17 protein-coding genes are annotated in these 17,388 nt (G+C 64.2%); 4 read left to right on the top strand and 13 right to left on the bottom strand.

Annotated elements, in window-relative coordinates:
- Positions 1 to 53: 53 nt before the first annotated feature.
- The 7 genes from ABD283_RS07030 to ABD283_RS07000 form a co-directional block, all read right to left on the bottom strand.
- Positions 54 to 1,067 (bottom strand): FKBP-type peptidyl-prolyl cis-trans isomerase, encoded by a 1,014-nt coding sequence (locus ABD283_RS07030; protein WP_344224268.1) that lies wholly within the window; start codon positions 1,065 to 1,067, stop codon positions 54 to 56.
- Between the two features lie 120 nt (positions 1,068 to 1,187).
- On the bottom strand, positions 1,188 to 2,606 hold the full coding sequence (gene pafA, locus ABD283_RS07025; protein WP_344224267.1) for a Pup--protein ligase: 1,419 nt from the start codon (positions 2,604 to 2,606) through the stop codon (positions 1,188 to 1,190).
- Positions 2,607 to 2,610: 4 nt separating this feature from the next.
- Positions 2,611 to 2,820, bottom strand: a complete 210-nt coding sequence (locus tag ABD283_RS07020; RefSeq protein WP_344224266.1) for a ubiquitin-like protein Pup — start codon at positions 2,818 to 2,820, stop codon at positions 2,611 to 2,613.
- A gap of 40 nt (positions 2,821 to 2,860) precedes the next feature.
- Positions 2,861 to 4,534 (bottom strand): depupylase/deamidase Dop, encoded by a 1,674-nt coding sequence (gene dop / locus ABD283_RS07015; RefSeq protein WP_344224265.1) that lies wholly within the window; start codon positions 4,532 to 4,534, stop codon positions 2,861 to 2,863.
- The gene (gene arc / locus ABD283_RS07010) at positions 4,531 to 6,228 is read right to left on the bottom strand and encodes a proteasome ATPase (protein WP_344224264.1); all 1,698 of its coding nucleotides are present in this window, start codon (positions 6,226 to 6,228) and stop codon (positions 4,531 to 4,533) included. Before arc ends, dop begins: the two co-directional genes overlap by 4 nt.
- Positions 6,221 to 7,321, bottom strand: coding sequence for a tRNA (adenine-N1)-methyltransferase (locus ABD283_RS07005; protein WP_344224263.1), 1,101 nt, complete (start codon positions 7,319 to 7,321; stop codon positions 6,221 to 6,223). The genes arc and ABD283_RS07005 overlap by 8 nt, the downstream gene beginning before the upstream one ends.
- A 103-nt stretch (positions 7,322 to 7,424) precedes the next feature.
- The gene (locus ABD283_RS07000; RefSeq protein ID WP_344224262.1) at positions 7,425 to 8,564 is read right to left on the bottom strand and encodes a site-2 protease family protein; all 1,140 of its coding nucleotides are present in this window, start codon (positions 8,562 to 8,564) and stop codon (positions 7,425 to 7,427) included.
- A gap of 136 nt (positions 8,565 to 8,700) precedes the next feature.
- On the opposite strand from ABD283_RS07000, the gene ABD283_RS06995 reads away from it, so the two are divergent.
- Positions 8,701 to 9,597 (top strand): PAC2 family protein, encoded by an 897-nt coding sequence (locus tag ABD283_RS06995; protein WP_344224261.1) that lies wholly within the window; start codon positions 8,701 to 8,703, stop codon positions 9,595 to 9,597.
- 107 nt (positions 9,598 to 9,704) lie between these two features.
- Here ABD283_RS06995 and mshC read toward each other — a convergent pair whose 3' ends face one another.
- From mshC to ABD283_RS06980, 3 genes are all read right to left on the bottom strand, one after another.
- Positions 9,705 to 11,012, bottom strand: coding sequence for a cysteine--1-D-myo-inosityl 2-amino-2-deoxy-alpha-D-glucopyranoside ligase (gene mshC / locus ABD283_RS06990; protein ID WP_344224260.1), 1,308 nt, complete (start codon positions 11,010 to 11,012; stop codon positions 9,705 to 9,707).
- An 88-nt stretch (positions 11,013 to 11,100) separates the two neighbouring features.
- Positions 11,101 to 11,934, bottom strand: a complete 834-nt coding sequence (locus ABD283_RS06985) for an undecaprenyl-diphosphate phosphatase (RefSeq protein ID WP_344224259.1) — start codon at positions 11,932 to 11,934, stop codon at positions 11,101 to 11,103.
- Positions 11,935 to 12,048: 114 nt separating this feature from the next.
- Entirely contained in the window at positions 12,049 to 12,408 is a 360-nt protein-coding gene (locus tag ABD283_RS06980) for a primosomal protein (RefSeq protein ID WP_344224258.1), read from the bottom strand.
- 39 nt (positions 12,409 to 12,447) lie between these two features.
- Between ABD283_RS06980 and ABD283_RS06975 the strand changes: the two genes are divergently transcribed.
- Complete coding sequence (locus tag ABD283_RS06975) at positions 12,448 to 12,693, top strand: DUF5703 family protein (protein ID WP_344224257.1); 246 nt, start codon at positions 12,448 to 12,450, stop codon at positions 12,691 to 12,693.
- 62 nt (positions 12,694 to 12,755) lie between these two features.
- Here the strand turns inward: ABD283_RS06975 and ABD283_RS06970 are convergent, their stop codons facing one another.
- The 3 genes from ABD283_RS06970 to ABD283_RS06960 form a co-directional block, all read right to left on the bottom strand.
- Positions 12,756 to 13,901 carry an acyl-CoA dehydrogenase family protein gene (locus tag ABD283_RS06970; protein WP_425552820.1) on the bottom strand — a complete coding sequence of 382 codons (1,146 nt, stop codon included), beginning with the start codon at positions 13,899 to 13,901 and terminating at the stop codon, positions 12,756 to 12,758.
- A gap of 76 nt (positions 13,902 to 13,977) precedes the next feature.
- The gene (locus ABD283_RS06965; RefSeq protein ID WP_344224255.1) at positions 13,978 to 14,892 is read right to left on the bottom strand and encodes a polysaccharide lyase family protein; all 915 of its coding nucleotides are present in this window, start codon (positions 14,890 to 14,892) and stop codon (positions 13,978 to 13,980) included.
- 9 nt (positions 14,893 to 14,901) lie between these two features.
- Entirely contained in the window at positions 14,902 to 16,230 is a 1,329-nt protein-coding gene (locus ABD283_RS06960) for a M20/M25/M40 family metallo-hydrolase (protein ID WP_344224254.1), read from the bottom strand.
- Positions 16,231 to 16,471: 241 nt separating this feature from the next.
- On the opposite strand from ABD283_RS06960, the gene ABD283_RS06955 reads away from it, so the two are divergent.
- On the top strand, positions 16,472 to 16,693 hold the full coding sequence (locus ABD283_RS06955) for a hypothetical protein (protein WP_344224253.1): 222 nt from the start codon (positions 16,472 to 16,474) through the stop codon (positions 16,691 to 16,693).
- Positions 16,694 to 16,873: 180 nt separating this feature from the next.
- On the top strand, positions 16,874 to 17,380 hold the full coding sequence (locus tag ABD283_RS06950; RefSeq protein ID WP_344224252.1) for a GNAT family N-acetyltransferase: 507 nt from the start codon (positions 16,874 to 16,876) through the stop codon (positions 17,378 to 17,380).
- The last annotated feature ends 8 nt before the right edge of the window (positions 17,381 to 17,388 follow it).

Genomic DNA, 17,388 nt, shown 5'->3' with positions numbered 1-17,388 from the left:
CATGGCCTTTCGTAGAAACCGTCCCGGTAACGGGACCTGTCCGATCGACTAGTTTACTGATCCGACTCGGACGGCGCTGGCTCAGGCGCTTCAGAACCCTCGGCTTCCTCCGAGGGCTGAGGAGCAGCGCTCTCAGACGGCGCGGCGGACTCACTCGGCGCGGGCTCGGGAGTGGGGACCGAACCCAGGATGTCCACCACGAACACGAGCGAGCCGGACGGGTACTGCGAATCCTCGCCCAGCTGCTTATCGGTGCCGTAGGCCTGGTCGGTCGGCACAGCGAGCAACACGCGGGAGCCCACCTTCTGGCCCTTGAGACCTTCCTTCCACCCTTCGATCACGTTGTCGAGCGGGAAGGACGCGGGAGCGTTCTTGTCGTAGGAGGAATCGAAGACCTCGCCGTCCTCCCAGCGCACGCCCACGTAGTTGGCAACCACGGTGTCCGTGTCCGAGACTTCCTCACCGTCGCCCTCAATGAGCACATCCGTCTGGAGGTCCTTGGGCTCCTTGCCGGAAGGCTTCTCGATGGTGGGGGTGCCCTGATCGTCCTGGGTGACGTTGGGCATCTTGTCGGAGGTGTCCTTCATGTCCTCGTTGAGGGGAGCCAGGATCTTCTTGGCGACCTGGTACACCTCCACCGAGGTGGACTCGTCGCCTGCGGCGCCACTCGTGTCCGGCGAGCTGTAGGCGATGATCGCGCCTTCCTTGGCGTCGATCAGGGCTTCGTGCATTTCCGGGATGGCTTCCTTGAGCTGATCATCCAGCTTGAGCACCTGGCCGGCGCCCTGGCTGTACGTATCGCCCAGGGACGAACCGTCCGAGCCCTTGAACAGTGCGGCCTGCAGCAGGATATTGTCGCCCTCGTCCAGCTCTGCACCGTCACCTTCGCGCAGCACCTTGGTTTCCGCATCGCTCACCTGCAGCGGTGTCTCGAAAGTGACCGACGGCGCCGTACCTTCGGACGGGTCCTTGGCGAGTTCTACCGAATCCATTTCGGCGCCGCCGCACGCGGTCAACATCAGGGACAGGGCCAGGGCGGTACCCGCGGCCGGAACAATCTTTCGCAAAGGAGGATTCACCTTTCAACACGAATGAGCACTGTGGGAATTCGCCCACCAATCTAGAGGACGCGCTTGAGCATCCGCTGATACTCGGTGAACTCCCCCGTGGGGGTTCCCCGTGAACTTTCAGCGGGTGGACATGGCCTGGACCTCGGCAATCAGTTCGTCCGCGTCCGGTTGGGACGTGGCGAACGGGTCCTTGCACATCACGGTGCGCTGGTTCTGGGAACCGTTGAGCTTGAGGTGCACCCAGTCCACCGTGTAGTTCTCCCCCGCGTCCAGGACGGCTTGGATGAATTTACCGCGCAGGCTCGCGCGCGTGGCCGGAGGATGCGTGACGGCCGCCCGAGCGGCGTCGTCGGAAATGAAGGATGCGACCGCGCCCCGGCGACTGAGCATGCGGAACAGCCCGTGCGTGGGTGAGGTGTCGTGGTATGCGAAATCCAACTGCAACAACCGCGGGTTGGAGTAATCCATGCCGTGGGAGGAAGCGTAGGAATCCAGGAGCTTCTTCTTGATGGCCCAGTCGAGCTCGGTGTCCACCAGGTCGAAGCGCTGTTCGGCCACCGCACGCAGACCCCGTTCCCACAACTCCAGAACCCAGTCCACGCGGTCGTGGTGGGCCCCGTGACGATCCACGAAGTGCGTGACCGCCTGCAAGTACTCCCGTTGCAGGTCCAGGGCGGACATTTTCTCGCCCGCAGCGAGCTCGACCTGTACGCGGCCGGTGAGATCGTGGGAAATTAAGCGCAGCGCCGCGGCGGGATCGGCAAGCGTGCGGTCCGGCAAGATTTTGCCCGCCTCGATCATGCGCAGCATGAGATCCGTGGTGCCCATCTTGAGCGCCGTGGTGGTTTGAGACATGGACGAATCGCCATTGATCACGTGCAACCGGCGGTAGTGCTCGGCATCCGCGTGGGGCTCGTCGCGCGTGTTGATCATGGGCCGCGAGCGCGTGGTGGCGGATGAGGAACCCTCCCAAATGTGGTCAGCGCGCTGCGAGAACGAATAGCTGGGTCCGTGGGAACCGTCGCCCAGGGTCCGACCTCCGAATTCCGCGGGACCGTTGGGGTGCACGCGGCCGGCACCCACCAGGATCTGACGGCTGACCAGGAACGGGATCAACACCTGCACCAAGCGCGCGTATTCGGTGCGCCGGGAGATCATGTAGTTCTCGTGGGAACCGTAGGAGTTCCCGGCGGAGTCCACGTTGTTCTTGAACAGGTGCACCGTACCTCCGGTGCCCTCCTCGTCCAGTTCTTGCTGGAGCTGTTGGCGCAGGTCGTCCACGATCAACTCACCGGCCACGTCCTGCGCGACCACGTCTTCGAGAGACGCTGCCTCGGCGCTGGCGTACTCGGGGTGCGAACCCACGTCGAGGTAGAGCCGACCGCCGTTGGGGAGGAACACGTTGGAGGCTCTTCCCCACGCGAGCACGGGCGCGAACAGGCGACGCGCGGTCTCGTCGGCCCCCAGGCTGTGTCCCTGGGACACGCTGTGGGTAATGCCGAACTCGGTCTCGATACCGTAGATTCTGCGGTCCACGAGTTTACTGGCCGCCCTTCTGGACGAAGCCCTTCACGAAGGCCTCTGCGTTGGTCTCGAGCACGCCGTCGATTTCGGCGAGTAGGTCATCGGTGCCCTGGGTGTCGCGTTGGGCCTGACCCGCGCCCTGCGAAGGTGCCGGGGTGCCGTTGTCGGGCAGGTCGGTTTCTTCCTCGCGGCGCTGGCCCGAGCCGAAAATGCGTTCCTGTGCCATGTGTGTCTCCTGATCTCTCAGCGGTTCAAATCTCGGGTGCTCAGTTCACGCCGGTTCCGGTCACCGTGCCGGGGCGTTCTTCGGCCACTCGGTGCACCCACTGTTCAACGTCCGTGGCCTCGAACCATTCCCCCGCGGTCTCGCGGGTCAGGTCCAGGGGTTCGGGCATGCCGATGCGTGCGCCCCTGCGGATCCCGGGGAATTCCACGTTCACGCTGTCCCAGCCCACGCTCACCATCGCGGACGGGTAGCGACGCACGGCCGTTCCGCGGAACCACGCGCGGGTGTCCTCGGGCGGCTGGTCCGCCGCGAGTTCAATGGTGGCCGCGTCCACCAGGGTGCGGATCCGCCCGGCCGCTGCCAGCCGATGGTACAGGCCCTTCTGGGGGCGAACATCCGCGTACTGCAGGTCGATCGCGATCAACCGGGGGTCGTCCCAGGCCATGCCGTCGCGCTGCCGGTAGGCGTTGAGCAGTGCGTACTTGGCGGCCCAGTCGAGCCGGTCGGCCAACCGCGACGGATCCTCTGCGAGGTCGGTCAGTACCTCGTCCCACAGCTCCAGCACCTGCCGAGTGTCGGAATCCAGTCCGTCCGGGGCCAGTTCCTGTTCCAGTTCCAGCGCCGCGCGGTAGTACTCACGCTGGATGTCGACGGCGCTCAGCTCGCGGCCGTCGCGCAAGGCCACGGTGGCTCTGACGGCTGGGTCGTGGCTGATCGTCTGCAATGCCGTCACCGGGTCCACCAAATCAAGGGCGGGCACGCAGTCGTGTTCGATCAGGTTCAGCACCAATGAGGTGGTGCCGAACTTCAGCAGCGTTGCGGTGTGGGACAGATTGGCGTCCCCGATGATCACGTGCAGTCGTCGGTATTTGGTGTCGTCGGCGTGTGGTTCGTCGCGAGTATTGACGATGGGGCGGTGAATCGTGGTTTCCAGGCCCACGGTGCGCTCGAAGAAGTCCGCGCGCTGGCTCAGCTGGAAGCCCGGTTCGGAGCCGTCCATGCCCAACCCCACTCGGCCCGCGCCGCACATGATCTGGCGCGTTGCGAAAAACGGCAACAGAGCAGCGGTGATGCGATCGAATGGAACTGCACGGTCCACCACGTAGTTCTCGTGAGCGCCGTAGGACACGGACTTGTTGTCCGTGTTGTTCTTATACAGGTTCACGGCCGGGGTCCCGGTTTTCTCCGCTCCCAGAGCAAGATCCTCGACGGCGCGGGCGGCCACCACATCGCCGGCGGCATCCCACGTAAGGGCGTCCAGCGGGGTGGTGACCTCCGGCGAGGAGTATTCCGGGTGGGAGTGGTCCACGTACACGCGCGCCCCGTTGGGGATCACGGTGTTCATGATGACCTCCCGCCAGTCCATGTCCTCCGTGTACATCGCGGACTCCGTGATGGCTTCAGCAGCAATCTCCTCGGCGGTGAGTACCGGTGCTTCATCGGTCAGCTGCGACGGGTGGGCCTGTTCGCGGCTCATCGTGTACCCGCGGGCGTCGGACAGCGGAGCCTCCGAGCCGTAGTCCCAGCCGGTGCCCACGTGGGTCCGGCCGCCCGCACCGTTCTCGTTGGAGTGTTCCCGGGACAGCTCGCGGGCAACCCGCAACGCGTAACCGGTCACCACGCGAGTGGACAGCACGGTGGCGTTGGCGTGGGGTTCCCCCACGGCCAGGACACCGAACTCGGTCTCACTACCCATGACCCTGCGGATGCTCATGAACGATCCCCTTCGTCCGGGGTGGAGGCGCCGCGGTGCAACGCCATCCGCACGTCCTGGATCGTGTTGGCCCGCCGACCCGTCAGACGCGCCCAGTCCTCCGAATCCGCGGTGTTGGGCAGATCCTGCTGTTCGTAGAATTCCTCATCCACCGCGTCCACCAGGTGCTCGCGCGTGAGACCGCGCTCCCCCGTGGTCAGCAAGGTCTTGATGGCCTGCTTCTTGGCGCGATCCACCACGTTGCGGATCACCGCGCCGGAGGCGTAATCGGCAAAGTACAGGGTCTCCTGGCCACCACCTCGATAGGTAATGGTCAGGAACTCCGTGGCGGAGGTGCGGTCGTACATATGGGCGATCGCGGCGTCGATGAGCTGATCGGCGGCAGCTTCGCGGGAACCCGCCGCGGCGACGTCCGCCTCGCGCAACGGCAATTCCGGGGTGACGTAGAGCTTGAAGATCTCTCGAGCGCCGTCGCGATCGGGACGATCGATGCGAATCTTGACGTCCAAACGGCCGGGGCGCAGCACGGCGGGGTCAATCATGTCCTCGCGGTTGGTCGCGCCGATCACGATCACGTTGTCGAGCTTCTCCACGCCGTCGATCTCGGTGAGCAGCTGCGGCACGATGGTGGTTTCCACGTCCGAGGACAGACCCGAGCCGCGCACACGGAACAGCGAGTCCATCTCGTCGAAGAACACGACCACGGGCACACCGCGGGCGGCTTGTTCGCGGGCGTTGGCGAAAATCGAGCGGATCTGGCGCTCGGTTTCGCCCACGTACTTGTCCAGCAGCTCGGGACCCTTGATGTTCAGGAAGTACCCCAGGGCGCGTTCCCGTCCGGCCTTGGCAGCGCTGCGTTCGGCCAGCGAGCGCGCCACGGCCTTGGCGATCAGCGTCTTGCCGTTGCCGGGAGGGCCGTACAGCAGGATGCCCTTGGGCGGGCGCAGTCCGTGTTCGCGGTACATGTCCGGGTGCACGTAGGGCAGTTCCACGGCATCGCGGATGGCTTCGATCTGGGCGCCCAGGCCGCCGATGTCCGCGTAGCTGACCTCCGGGACCTCTTCCAGGACCAGCTGTTCCACGTCCGTTCGTTCCACGTGCTCCAGGGCAAAACCGGTGCGGTGGTCCACGGTCACTGCGTCACCGGGCTTGGGGCGGTTGCGGCGCAGCGCTCCGGAGAGCAGCATGACGCGTTCCTCGTCCGAGCGCCCCACGGTTAGCACGCGGTCGTGGTCGATGATTTCCTTGACCGTGGCCACTTCGCCCACGCGGTCGTAGTCGAGGACCGCGGCCACCACGTAGTTCTCGTTGAGCAGCACCCCGATCCCCGGTTCGCACGAGCTCAACGACACGAGCGGGCTCACGGACACGCGCATCTTCCGCCCGGAGACCAGCACGTCCAGGCTGGCCACGGTAATCACCGGGCCGTCGCCGGTGGCGTTGCCCACGGGCTGGTGCCCGGGGTTGACCTGCTGCACCACACCGAAGCTCATGGGTGGCACCGCCTCCGCGGCAAGCGTTTGCTTGAGCTTGACGATCTCCTGCCGCGAGGCGTCCAGCAACCGCACAAGTTTCTGATTCTGCGAACCCACGCTGGCGAGTTGCTTGTCCAGATTGCGCTTCTGGTCGCGCAGCATGTTGATCTGACGCTGCGTGTTATCGGCGGCGCGGTTCTGCGGGGTGGCATCACTCATGGTTGGTGTCCTCCGTGCTCTGCGGCGTATTCTCCCGCCGCGAGTCGGGATCGATCTGGGCCGTGGCCTTGGCGGCCTGTTCGGCCAGGTTGGTCGCATCGCGGCCGGCGCGACGCAGCTTGCGGTCGGAGACGATTCGCTCGCCCAGGGCCACGGGCGTCCACGCTTGCAGGTCCTCTTCGGTGTAATCGCTCTTGGACGCGCGGCGCTTGGGCGCCAAACGCACCGCACCTTCGGCGAGCTTGCGTGACTGGATCAAGAATCCGGTGTGGGCCACCATGCGGTGATCGGGGCGCACGGCCAGGCCTTCCACGTGCCAGCCGCGCACCATGGTCTCGGAGGCCTCGGGCTCGGTGTAGCGCCCGTCCGCACGCATCGCCTCGGCCACCCGCGACAACTGGGTCACGGTCGCGACATAACACATGACGACGCCGCCCGGGGCCAGTACGTGGGCCACGGCATCGAGACATTCCCACGGCGCCAGCATGTCGAGCGCCACGCGGTCCACCGAACCGGCTTCTTCGACCTCCGGCAATTGCTCAGCGAGGTCTCCGAGGGTCAGCTTCCACGCGGGGTGCGGGCCGCCGAACATGGTTTCAATGTTCCCGCGGGCGATGTCCGCGAATTCCTCACGACGTTCGAAAGAGTGCACCGTGCCTTCATCGCCCACCGCGCGCAACAGAGAAATGGAGAGCGCACCGGAACCGACTCCGGCCTCGACCACCCGAGCGCCGGGGAAGATGTCAGCCATGGTCACGATCTGCCCGGCGTCCTTGGGGTAGACCACCGCGGCACCGCGAGGCATCGACAGCACGAAGTCTTTGAGCAGCGGGCGCAGGGCCTGGAACTGGATGCCGCCGGAGTTGGTCACCACAGTTCCTTCAGGAGCCCCGATCAACTCGTGGTGAGCCAGCACGCCACGGTGGGTGTGGTACTCGCCGCCCTCGGCCAGGGTAATGGTGGTGATGCGGCCGCTGTCGTCGGTGAGCTGCACTCGTTCGCCCACGCGGAAAGGGCCCCTCCGGTTGGCGGCACCGCGTACGGGCGCTGCGGTCTGGGCGGCTACTGGACTTTCGTGCGACTGCTCGGTCATGTGCTCGCTTTCACAAAGGTGTGATGTGTCGTTCATCAGGGGGTGGCGCGCGTGGCGCTCCGGTCACTATCTGTCATTGTCTCACCGTGGCGCGTGGGAGTCCTCATCGCCCCATGATGTGGCGGGCGATATCCATGTGGTGCACCACGCCCACCACCGCGCGATCCGCGTCAAGGATGAGCAGCCATGGGAATCCATTGGCTTCCAGGTGGCGCAGCAGGTCATCGCCCCGCTCCTCGGTGGGTGCGGATGCTTCTGCGGGAGCCCATTCCATGACGTTACCCACGGGTGTACTTCCGCGCAGCTCGGCCGGCACGGTCAAGGCTCTCTGGGGGCTGAGCACTCCGAGGTACCCCGAGGCGGCATTGCGCGCCACGACGTCCGGAGTCCACCCGCTGTAGCCCTGACTCGTGGCAGCCAGAACGGAGGCGTCCACCAGTGAGAGCGGCGTGTCAGGAGAGAACTCGAGGGCGGGGCGGGCAATTGAGCCTGCGCGTAAGGGGTGGACCCGTCCCAACACCTTGGCCTGTTTGAGGGCCTGGGTCGCGCCCATGAAAATGAAGGCCGCAATCATGAGCATGATGAGCAGGGTGATCGGCGAGCGCCACAGTCCCTGCCAGAGGATCCACACCACGATCAGGATGGCCAGGCCTCGACCGCACCACGCCGCCACGGTGGTGCCCTTGCTCTCCGAACCCGTCAGCCGCCACACGAGTGCCTCGACCACGCGGCCACCATCGAGGGGCAGACCGGGCAGTAGATTGAACAGGCCCAGAATCCAGTTGGCGAACACCAGCAGCTGCAATAAAGCCCACCCGGGTCCAGCGTTCTGTGCGGGTGCCAGGAGCATGAAGGCAGTACCGATCCCGGCCAGAATGATGTTCGCGATCGGGCCCACCAGGGAGACCAACGCGGTGGAACCCGGCGACGCACGCACCGCCCCGAAGGTGGTGTGGCCACCCATGATCGTGAGCACAATGCGCCCCACCGGCCAGCCAGCGGCCCGGCCCACGAGGGCATGTGCAATCTCGTGGACGAGAACGCTGAACGCCAATCCCACGGCAAATCCGAAGGCGATGATCAGATTCAGCCACCCCAGCCCGGGATACAGCCGCCACAGAATGGGACCGTAAAGAATGACGGTCAGGACGGCGATCACGAACCAGGAACGGTCCAGGTGGATATCCACGCCGCCGATACGCCCCAGGCGGAGCCCTCGCGGGGCCGCCGAACCGCCGCTCATGCGAACGCCCGCTCGGTAGGGCGGGCGTGGTCTCCGGGACGTTCAACAGGCATGAGCCCATGTTAAACGTGTGCCCGGGGAAGCTCCTGGATCACCACTCGTGGTACTGCATCCCCGCTGGCCGTACAGTGGAACGGTGAGTACGTTTGACGAGAAGAATTCGCAACCGCAGGTCGGCCCCTTCGGGGTGGTTCGCGACGGCGACGACACCGAGAAGGTCACCGTGATGATCGCGGCCTTCGAGGGCTGGAACGATGCCGGTGACGCAGCCACCGACGCCCTCAAGCTCATGAGTGAGCATTACGGCGCGCGCGAGGTCTTCGAGGTCTCCCCCGATGATTTCTACGACTACCAGTACTCTCGGCCCGTGGTCCGCCGGGGCCTGAGCGGTGAGCCCAAACTTCAGTGGCCCACTACCAAGCTCTCCAAGGCCTCGGTCCCCGGAACGAACTTGGAACTGGTACTGCTCCACGGCTGGGAGCCCTCCTACAAGTGGCGCACGTTCACCGCGGAGCTGCTCGAACAGGCCACCACCCTGGACGTGGATTTCGTGGTCATGATCGGTGCCCTGCTGGCCGATGTCCCCCACACACGACCTATTCCGGTCACTCTGACCTCGGACACCGAGGAACTGCGCGACGAGCTCAATATCGAGGCGCCCCAGTACGAGGGCCCCACCGGAATTGTGGGTGTCCTGTCGCATATGGCCGCGCTCGCGGGATTCCCGACCATCAGCATGTGGGCGGCCGTCCCGCACTACGTGGCCCAATCGCCGTCCCCCAAAGCCGAACTCGCGCTGCTGCGCCAGCTGGAGGAACTCCTGCGCATCTCGCTACCCGTGGAACCGATCGTCGAGGATTCCGAGGCGTGGGAACGCGGCGTCAACGAGCTGTCCGAGGAAGATCCCGAGGTCGCCGCTTACGTCCGCCAGCTGGAGGAAGCCAAAGACACCGTGGACCTCCCCGAGGCCACCGGTGACGCCATTGCCCGCGAGTTCGAACGCTACCTGCGGCGCCGCGACGACCGCGGCTGACCAACCTCATGTGCCGACCGGGTGAGAATCCGGTCGGAGCACAGCAGCGGCGGTTCCCTTCGGAGGGAACCGCCGCTGCTGTTATGTCCTGCGGGTGCGCCTACCGGCTAGAGCACCACGCCCAGGCGGGATTCGATGAGATCCACGGCCAGCTGACGGTCCTCGGCTGAGGCGGCCGAGCCGCGGGCAGCGGCACCGCCCTTATTGCGGGCCGCCCACGCATCGACCGCAACCAGTGCGGCCGGGGCGTTGAGGTCCTCGGCCAGTGCGGCCCGTACCGCCTTGAGCAGATCGTCTGCGCCGGCGGTCTCCGGCTTGGCTGCGGCCTCGCGCCACGAAGCCAATCGGCGCTTGGAGTCCGAGAGCAACTCGTCGGTCCAGAACCAATCGGTGCGGTAGTGATTGGCCAGGATTGCCAACCGGATCGCGGCGGGGTCTTCGCCCTGTTCGCGCAGCTTGGAGACCAACACGAGATTGCCCTTGGACTTGGACATCTTCTCGCCCTCGAGCCCCACCATGGAGGTGTGCACGAAGTGCTCGGCCATGGGCTTACCGGACAGTGCGTAGGAGTGCCCGGCACCCATGTCGTGGTGCGGGAACGCCAGGTCCGAACCGCCGCCCTGCACCGTGAACGGGGTGGGCAGGTACTTCAGAGAAATCAGGGAACATTCGATATGCCACCCGGGGCGGCCGGCACCCAACGAGGCGCCGTCCCATTCGGGTTCACCCGGACGGTTGACCCGCCACAGCAGGGGGTCCAGGACATCGTGTTTGCCTTCGCGCTCGGGGTCTCCCCCTCGCTCGGCGAACAGCGGAAGCATTTCTTCGCGGGACAGACCGCACACGTCACCAACCACCCAGGCATCCGGGTCGGTTTCCTTGAGCTGCGCTGCGGCGTTGATGTCGAAGTACACGTCGCCATCCGGTTGTTCCACACCGTTCTCGTCCACGCCTCCGGGCACCCGGTAGGCCAGACCTCGCTCGATGAGCCGCTCCACCGCGGGCACGATCCCTTCGACCGATTCCGTGGCGCCCACGTAGTGGGCCGGGGGAACCACGTTCAACGCGCTCATGTCCGTGCGGAACAACTCGGTCTGCTCCTCGGCCAGATCCCGCCAGTCGATCCCCGTGGCCTCGGCACGTTCCAGCAGGGGGTCGTCCACGTCAGTGACGTTCTGCACGTACGTCACGTGTTGAGCGGCGTCGTTCCAGGCACGATGCAGGAGATCGAAGGCCACGTAAGTGGCGGCGTGACCCATATGGGTCGCGTCGTAGGGGGTGATGCCGCAGACGTACAGACTCGCCTCGGGACCCGAGGGCAGCTGCACCATGCGCTGCTGCCGCGAGTCATAGACCGAGGGGGTGGGGGCTGTTCCGGGCAATTCAGGAACGGGACGGGCAGACCAGGACTTCATACTCACCTTTTGTTCACGGACATCGGTCACTCATGACTTCAACGGGTGCCCCCGGCACCCTATTCCCCCGGTTGTGCGGGATCGCTGATCAAGCGTTGATCACACCGGTTCCCAGGAGGACGAAAATACCTGCGCCCAGCAGAATCCGGTACCAGACGAACAGGTTGTAGCTGCGCTCGGAGATGTAGCGCATGAACCAGCCAATGATCACGTACGCAATGACGAAAGCAATACCCGTGGCCACCAGGGTCTGGCCCATGGTATAGATACCTTCCGGCTCCTGACCCGTCATGGCCTTGTAGAGCTTGTACAGCCCGGAAGCGAAGACCGCGGGAATGGCCAGCAGGAACGCGTAACGAGCGGCGGCCGCGCGAGTATAACCCATGAGAAGACCAGCGGTGATGGTGCCACCGGAGCGGGAGACACCCGGAATCAGAGCAAGAGCCTGCGCCAGGCCGTAACCAATGGCGTGCTTGATCGTCAGGTCTTGCAGCACCCGTTCCTGTTTACCCACGTGGTCCGCGATGGCCAGGAACAAACCGAAGATCACGAGCATGGACGCGGTGATCCACAACGAACGGAACTGGCTGTCGATGTAGTCCTCGAGCAGAAGACCCAGGATCGCAATCGGAACCGAGCCCAGGATGATGAACCAGCCCATGCGGGCATCGGGGTCTTTGCGTGAGACCTTTCCGACCAGCGACAACGACCAGTGCTTGATGATCCGCACGATGTCTCGCCAGAAGAAGATCACCACAGCGGTTTCCGTGCCCAACTGGGTGATCGCGGTGAAGGCAGCCCCCGGATCTGCACTGTTGGGCAGGAACTCACCCACAATGCGCAGATGCGCCGACGAGGATACGGGCAAGAATTCAGTCAGGCCCTGGACAATTCCCAGAATGATTGCTTCGATCCAGTTCACGCGACAACTGTACGGCACCCGGAGCTGAAAAATGGGTGAATAAAGGGCCCACGTGTTCTATAACACGTGAGCCCTCTTCCGCCCACAGACCGGGGCGCGACCGCCGGTTATGCCCTAGCGGCGGGAAGAATTCGATGAATCGTTGTCGTCATCATCGTCGTAGTCGTCCTCGTCCACGAGATCTTCGTCCATCATCTCGTTGTCCTCGAGCAGATCTTCGTCGTAATCGTCGTCATCATCATCGTCGTTGTCATCGTCCGAGTCATCCTCGTCCTCCGCGAACACGGTGAGGGGGGTGACTTCGTCATAGGCATCGTAAAGAGCCTCTTCGTAGGCGTCGAAGGCATCGGCAATCGACAGGTACGCCCCGTCCACAGCGGGGTCGTTGTCCGAACGTCGATTTGCGGCGGCGGCCAAGTGTTCTTCGAACGCGTTGACCAGTGTTTGCAGGGCGGCGCGAGGATCATTGCTCATGGGGTAGACGTTAGTCGTTATCGAGGCAGAATGGGAGCAATGAAAGAACAACGTCTGTCCGAGATCTCGTCCGCGCGCCAACTCCCCGTGGCCAGCAGGGACGACAGGTACGAATACCTCACGCTGACTGTGGCCCCCCGCGAACACATCGCCGATGCGCGGGCCAGGGTTCGCGAGCACGCGGAATACGGCAAATGGGAACTCATGCGTTCTGCGGTTCTGTACGGCGGTGCCCGCCGCTACGTCATGCGGCGGCGCATCATTCGCGTCTCACGCACGTTCTGAGTCGAGCCGCCCCGTCGACGACGCCGCTCGAGCCAGTCCTCGTGCCGCTTCCCCTTGCTCGCTCAGTCGGTCGGGATCGGGCCGAGCAATGATTTGGCGGTGGCTGCGTGCACGGACTCGTTGTCCGAGGGGTGGTACATCCCGGCCAGCACATCACGGTAGAGCCGTTCCAGCTCGCTGCCACGGCGGAACTGCGAGCCCCCCGTCGAGCGCAACGCAAGATCCACGACCTGCCGCGCGGTTTCGGTGGCACGGTGTTTGAGGCCGGAGAACAGGATGAACCAGCGGGCCCCGTGCTGCACTTCGTGATCGGTACCCACCGAGTTCACATCAGAACCAAGTTGGCGCAGCTGCAATTCCACACCGTCACGCAGGATCCCGGCCTCCGCAATGTGCCAGCGAATGTCCGGGTCGGTCGCGTAGCTGGCCCCGCGGGCGTGCGACATGCGCTTGTTCACGATGTCCGCGGCCACCTCGATGGCCCGATCCGCGATTCCCGTGTACACGGAGGCCAGCAGCAGTTCGAAGCAGCCGAAGATGCCCCAGACGACCGGATCGGGCGAGGGGCCCACGGGAATTTCGGTGAGCACACGCTCGGGCGCCAGGACGGCGCCGTCGAGCACTGTGGTGCACGACTGCGAGGCACGCATACCCAGTGCGTCCCAATCCTGCTTGATCTCGATGCCCTCGGCCCCGCGCTCGAGGATGCCGAAAACGAGCGCGTCCGGGGCGTCGTCGTCGCGGTCCGTTCGGCGGGCGTGGACGAGCAACCGGGTCCACGCGGGTGAGAGCGACGTGAAGATCTTGGTGCCCCGCAGGCTCAGGCCGCCGTCCACCGGCTCCGCGGTGGTGGTTGCATCGAAAAGGACGGAGTCATTACCCGCCTCCGAAATCCCGAACGCGAAGACCTCACCGGCCACGACCTGATCGAAGATCTCGCGAGCGCGGTCATCCCCGCGCTGCCATAGCGTGCGGGCGATCCCCACGATCACATGGTGCATATTGATGCCCAGAGCGGTCGACGGCGCCGCGGCGGCCAAGCGGCGCTGGGCCTGAGCGGCGTCGGCGAGCGTGAAACCCAGGCCGCCGAACTCCTTGGGCACCAGCAGCCGCAGGTAACCGGCCGAGCGAAGATCTTCGAGATCCTCGGTGAAGAATTCATTGCGCTCGTCGTAGCCGGCCGCGCGGTGGCGGAAGGTGACGAGCATGCTGTCGGGAAGCACGTCCTGGATCGTGGTCACGTGGTCTCCTTGTGTTCGAAAGATTGAGTCGTGATTGTCGTGGTCAGCGCAGCGGATCGGCGGCGTCGAAACTGCGCGCAATGCGATGGGTTGCGAAAAATGCCTCGTAGGTTCTGTTGCCGTACACGCCGATGCGCGAGAACGAGGCCGGTACGGACGGGTTCCGATACCAGCCGTCCGTGACGTTGGGTCGCATGACGTCCAGGGTGGGTTGGTTCTCCCCGTTGATCTGCACCTGTTGCCACGGCCCGTCGGTGTTAACCCACATCTCGACCCAACCGCCGTTACTCGCGTACGCGTACTTATAGGCCTGGATCACTCCCACCCAACGACCGGTGGGTACTCGCACGTCGTTTCCGAGCAGTTGCGGATCATCACCCATGCGGAACATCAGACCGCCCTCCGGATGTTGCACCAGCATCAGACCGAGCAGGGACGGGCCGTTGGACGGTGGACCGTATCCGCCGGTGTACAGCGTGATCCAGGTGTCCCGGTCGAATTCGCCGTCCAGTACGTAGAAGGAGAAACCGTTGAAATACACATCGTTGTCGTTGCCGTGCGCGGCCGCCTTGATGATCGGCTCGGTTTCCACCATGGAGCGCGGAAACTCGTTGCCCAGCGTCAGTCCCGGCCGGGAAGTGAAACGGGCGACCTGACGTCCCCCACCCACCGGATCCGGCACCAGGTGGTAGCCCAGTCCTTGACGGTTGTCATCCGGGATCAGCTTTGCGTAACCGCTCAGGCCCTGCTCGTTGATGTTGGCATCAAAGATCCGGTCCGCGGCAAGTTCCTCCTCGGTCGGTTCGTCATCAAGCCAGCCGGGGATCTGGGTGGCCACCCCCACGGCCGTGGCGGCCACCACCAATCCAGCCGCGGTGACGATCACCCGACGACGTGTCAGGCCACCACCCTGGTTCGCTCCCGCTTCAGGGTCGGTGCTTCCGGGACTCTCCCCCACGTGGCGCTCCTAGTAGTTGGTGAGCAAACGGTGCAGGACCCGCGAACCGAACTCCAAGGACGCGACCGGTACCCGCTCGTCCACGCCGTGAAACATCCCCGTGAAGTCCAATTCGTCCGGCAGCTGCAGCGGCACAAAGCCGTAACCGGTGATCCCGAGCTGCGACAGGGACTTGTTGTCCGTGCCACCGCCAAGCATGTACGGCAGCACAACCGCATCCGGATCCTCGGCCTTGAGCGAGTCCACCATGGCGTCGACCACGTTGCCCGAGAACGGGACTTCCAGGCCGATGTCCTCGAACTCGGTTTCGAAGGTGACACCTTCACCGGCCAGTTCCTTCAACTTCTCCATGACGATGTCTCGCTGTTCAGGTAAGTAGCGCACGTCAATGGTGCCCTGCGCAGAGCCGGGGATCACGTTGGTCTTGTAACCGCCCTCGAGCATCGTGGGATTGGAGGTGGTCTGCAGAGTGGAACCCACGAAGCGCGCCACATGACCGAGCTCGTCGAGAAGCCGCTTGGGGTTTTCCGGATCGAATTCCACCCCGGTCAGTTCCGTGACCTCGTCCAGGAAGGCGCGCGTTGTCTTGGTCAGCTCGATCGGCCATGTGTACTCACCGATGTTTGCCATGGCACGGGACAACCGAGTCACCGCGTTGTTCTCGTGCAGCCCGGAACCGTGGCCGGCCTCGCCCTTGGCGATGAGGTTGAGCCACATCAGGCCCTTTTCCGCGGTTTGCAGCAGATAGGCGCGCTGACCCCCGATGTTGGCCGAGTAGCCCCCCACTTCGCTGAGCGCATCGGTCACGCCGTCAAAAAGTTCCGGGTGATTCTGCGTGATCCATTTGGAGCCGTAGCTCATGCCGGCTTCCTCGTCCGCGAAGAACCCGAACACGATGTCTCGCTTGGGTCGTTCCCCGGTGCGGGCCATGTGTCGCATGACGGAGAGCATCATGGCGTCCATGTCCTTCATGTCCACGGCACCGCGGCCCCAGATCATGCCGTCCTTGACTTCGCCCGCGAACGGATCCACGGACCATTCATCGGCCAGCGCCGGGACCACGTCCAGGTGACCGTGGACCAGAAGCGCATCGGCGGAGGGGTCTGTGCCCTCGATCCGTGTGAACACGTTGGCTCGCCCTGGCGCGGATTCGAAGTACTGCGGTTCCAGCCCCGCCTCGGTGATGAGTTCCGCCACGTACTCGCCGGCAGCCCGCTCCCCCTTGGCGTTGCCCCGGGAGTAGTTGGTCGTGTCGAAGCGGATCAGTTTCTGGCAGATCTCGGCGGTCTCGAGTTCCGGGACCGAGTGTCCCGAGGGCGTGGCTTCCGATGCCGGCATGAGGTCTCCTTCTACTGGTGTCACGCGAGTGGATACCACCCGGTGTCGTACTTCCGCTGTCAACGGTAGTCCCCGATGCACTGCACGGTGTAGCACCGCGATGGTTTCGCGGCGTCTCTGTTCACATTGTGAACGGCGATTTGAAAAAGAGGTGACTTATTTCGTTCCGACACTACTTAGCAGTAGTATCAGCCTCGGTTGCTTTGAGATTCCCCCCAAATCCCCCAAGGTCTCACGCCTCATGAAATCCCTGCCCCCAGATTCATCCCCCAATTTTCCGCATGACGAGTTGCCCCTGGTTGATATCCGAGCCGTTGCTTTTCACCGCTGGCGCACTCTGAAATGGACCGTCTCGTACATCGATTCCTCTTTGTCGTGCCCGCGCACGGGTTATGCACGCACATTTGATGCCGCGCTCCACCTGGCCAAGACCTGGTCCTTGGCCTACTGGGCCAAGCACTAGGGGATGAGTGAACTACTCGCCGACACCCATTCGATTCCCGAAGGGGACACCCGAGTAGATAAAGATTCGTCAACAATTCACTGACCACGTGGCGAGACGGATCACGGCTTTCGTGTTCTCCGTTACTCTGGTGTGACGAATGACAGGCCGCACCGGCCCTTGACCCATACGGAGGCCAAGATGAGTGGAACCATCACCCTGATCGCCCAAACTTCGGAGACCACCAGCACTAATCCGGCGCCCAGTCGACAAGTGACCGCGGACGATATCCCGGCACTGTCGGAACTGTTCTTCCAGGCCTACGACGCATCCTCAGCCGCGACGTCCAAGGAAGATGCCCAGCAGATCATCCAGGGCGTTTTCGACGGCGAGTTCGGGCCGCTCTTGCCGGAGGCCTCCCCCGTGATCGAGGACGAGGACGGCCACGTGGTTGCTGCTGCCATCGTGCTGGAGCAACGCAAGGGTGACGACCTGCCCAAGGCACCGTACCTGTTCGAGTTGTTCACGGCGTCGTCGCACCGCCGCCGCGGGCTGGCGGAGCAACTGGTCCGTGAGGCCATGACCAAGCTGTACAACCAGGGCTACGAAGAAGTCAGCCTGCGCATCGCAGAAGACAACTCCGCAGCCCTGGCCCTCTACCTGACGCTCGACTTCAACCGTTGGGTTCCGTACAACGACGATGTCTGAGCCAGTGA

The organism is Kocuria atrinae (assembly GCF_039531425.1).
GTDB classification, from domain to species: Bacteria; Actinomycetota; Actinomycetes; order Actinomycetales; family Micrococcaceae; genus Kocuria; species Kocuria atrinae.
Note: the sequence above shows the minus strand (reverse complement) of the source record. Positions and strands in the feature narration are given on the sequence as shown.

Excerpts from the sequence above, each read along its gene's own strand:
- ABD283_RS07005 (WP_344224263.1), bottom strand. The coding sequence starts at position 7,321 with ATGACCGAGCAGTCGCACGAAAGTCCAGTAGCCGCCCAGACCGCAGCG.
- ABD283_RS06950 (WP_344224252.1), top strand. The coding sequence starts at position 16,874 with ATGAGTGGAACCATCACCCTGATCGCCCAAACTTCGGAGACCACCAGC.
- ABD283_RS06955 (WP_344224253.1), top strand. The coding sequence starts at position 16,472 with ATGAAATCCCTGCCCCCAGATTCATCCCCCAATTTTCCGCATGACGAG.
- ABD283_RS06960 (WP_344224254.1), bottom strand. The coding sequence starts at position 16,230 with ATGCCGGCATCGGAAGCCACGCCCTCGGGACACTCGGTCCCGGAACTC.
- dop (WP_344224265.1), bottom strand. The coding sequence starts at position 4,534 with ATGAGCATCCGCAGGGTCATGGGTAGTGAGACCGAGTTCGGTGTCCTG.
- ABD283_RS06970 (WP_425552820.1), bottom strand. The coding sequence starts at position 13,901 with ATGCTCGTCACCTTCCGCCACCGCGCGGCCGGCTACGACGAGCGCAAT.
- ABD283_RS06975 (WP_344224257.1), top strand. The coding sequence starts at position 12,448 with ATGAAAGAACAACGTCTGTCCGAGATCTCGTCCGCGCGCCAACTCCCC.
- ABD283_RS06980 (WP_344224258.1), bottom strand. The coding sequence starts at position 12,408 with ATGAGCAATGATCCTCGCGCCGCCCTGCAAACACTGGTCAACGCGTTC.
- arc (WP_344224264.1), bottom strand. The coding sequence starts at position 6,228 with ATGAGTGATGCCACCCCGCAGAACCGCGCCGCCGATAACACGCAGCGT.
- ABD283_RS07020 (WP_344224266.1), bottom strand. The coding sequence starts at position 2,820 with ATGGCACAGGAACGCATTTTCGGCTCGGGCCAGCGCCGCGAGGAAGAA.
- mshC (WP_344224260.1), bottom strand. The coding sequence starts at position 11,012 with ATGAAGTCCTGGTCTGCCCGTCCCGTTCCTGAATTGCCCGGAACAGCC.
- ABD283_RS07000 (WP_344224262.1), bottom strand. The coding sequence starts at position 8,564 with ATGAGCGGCGGTTCGGCGGCCCCGCGAGGGCTCCGCCTGGGGCGTATC.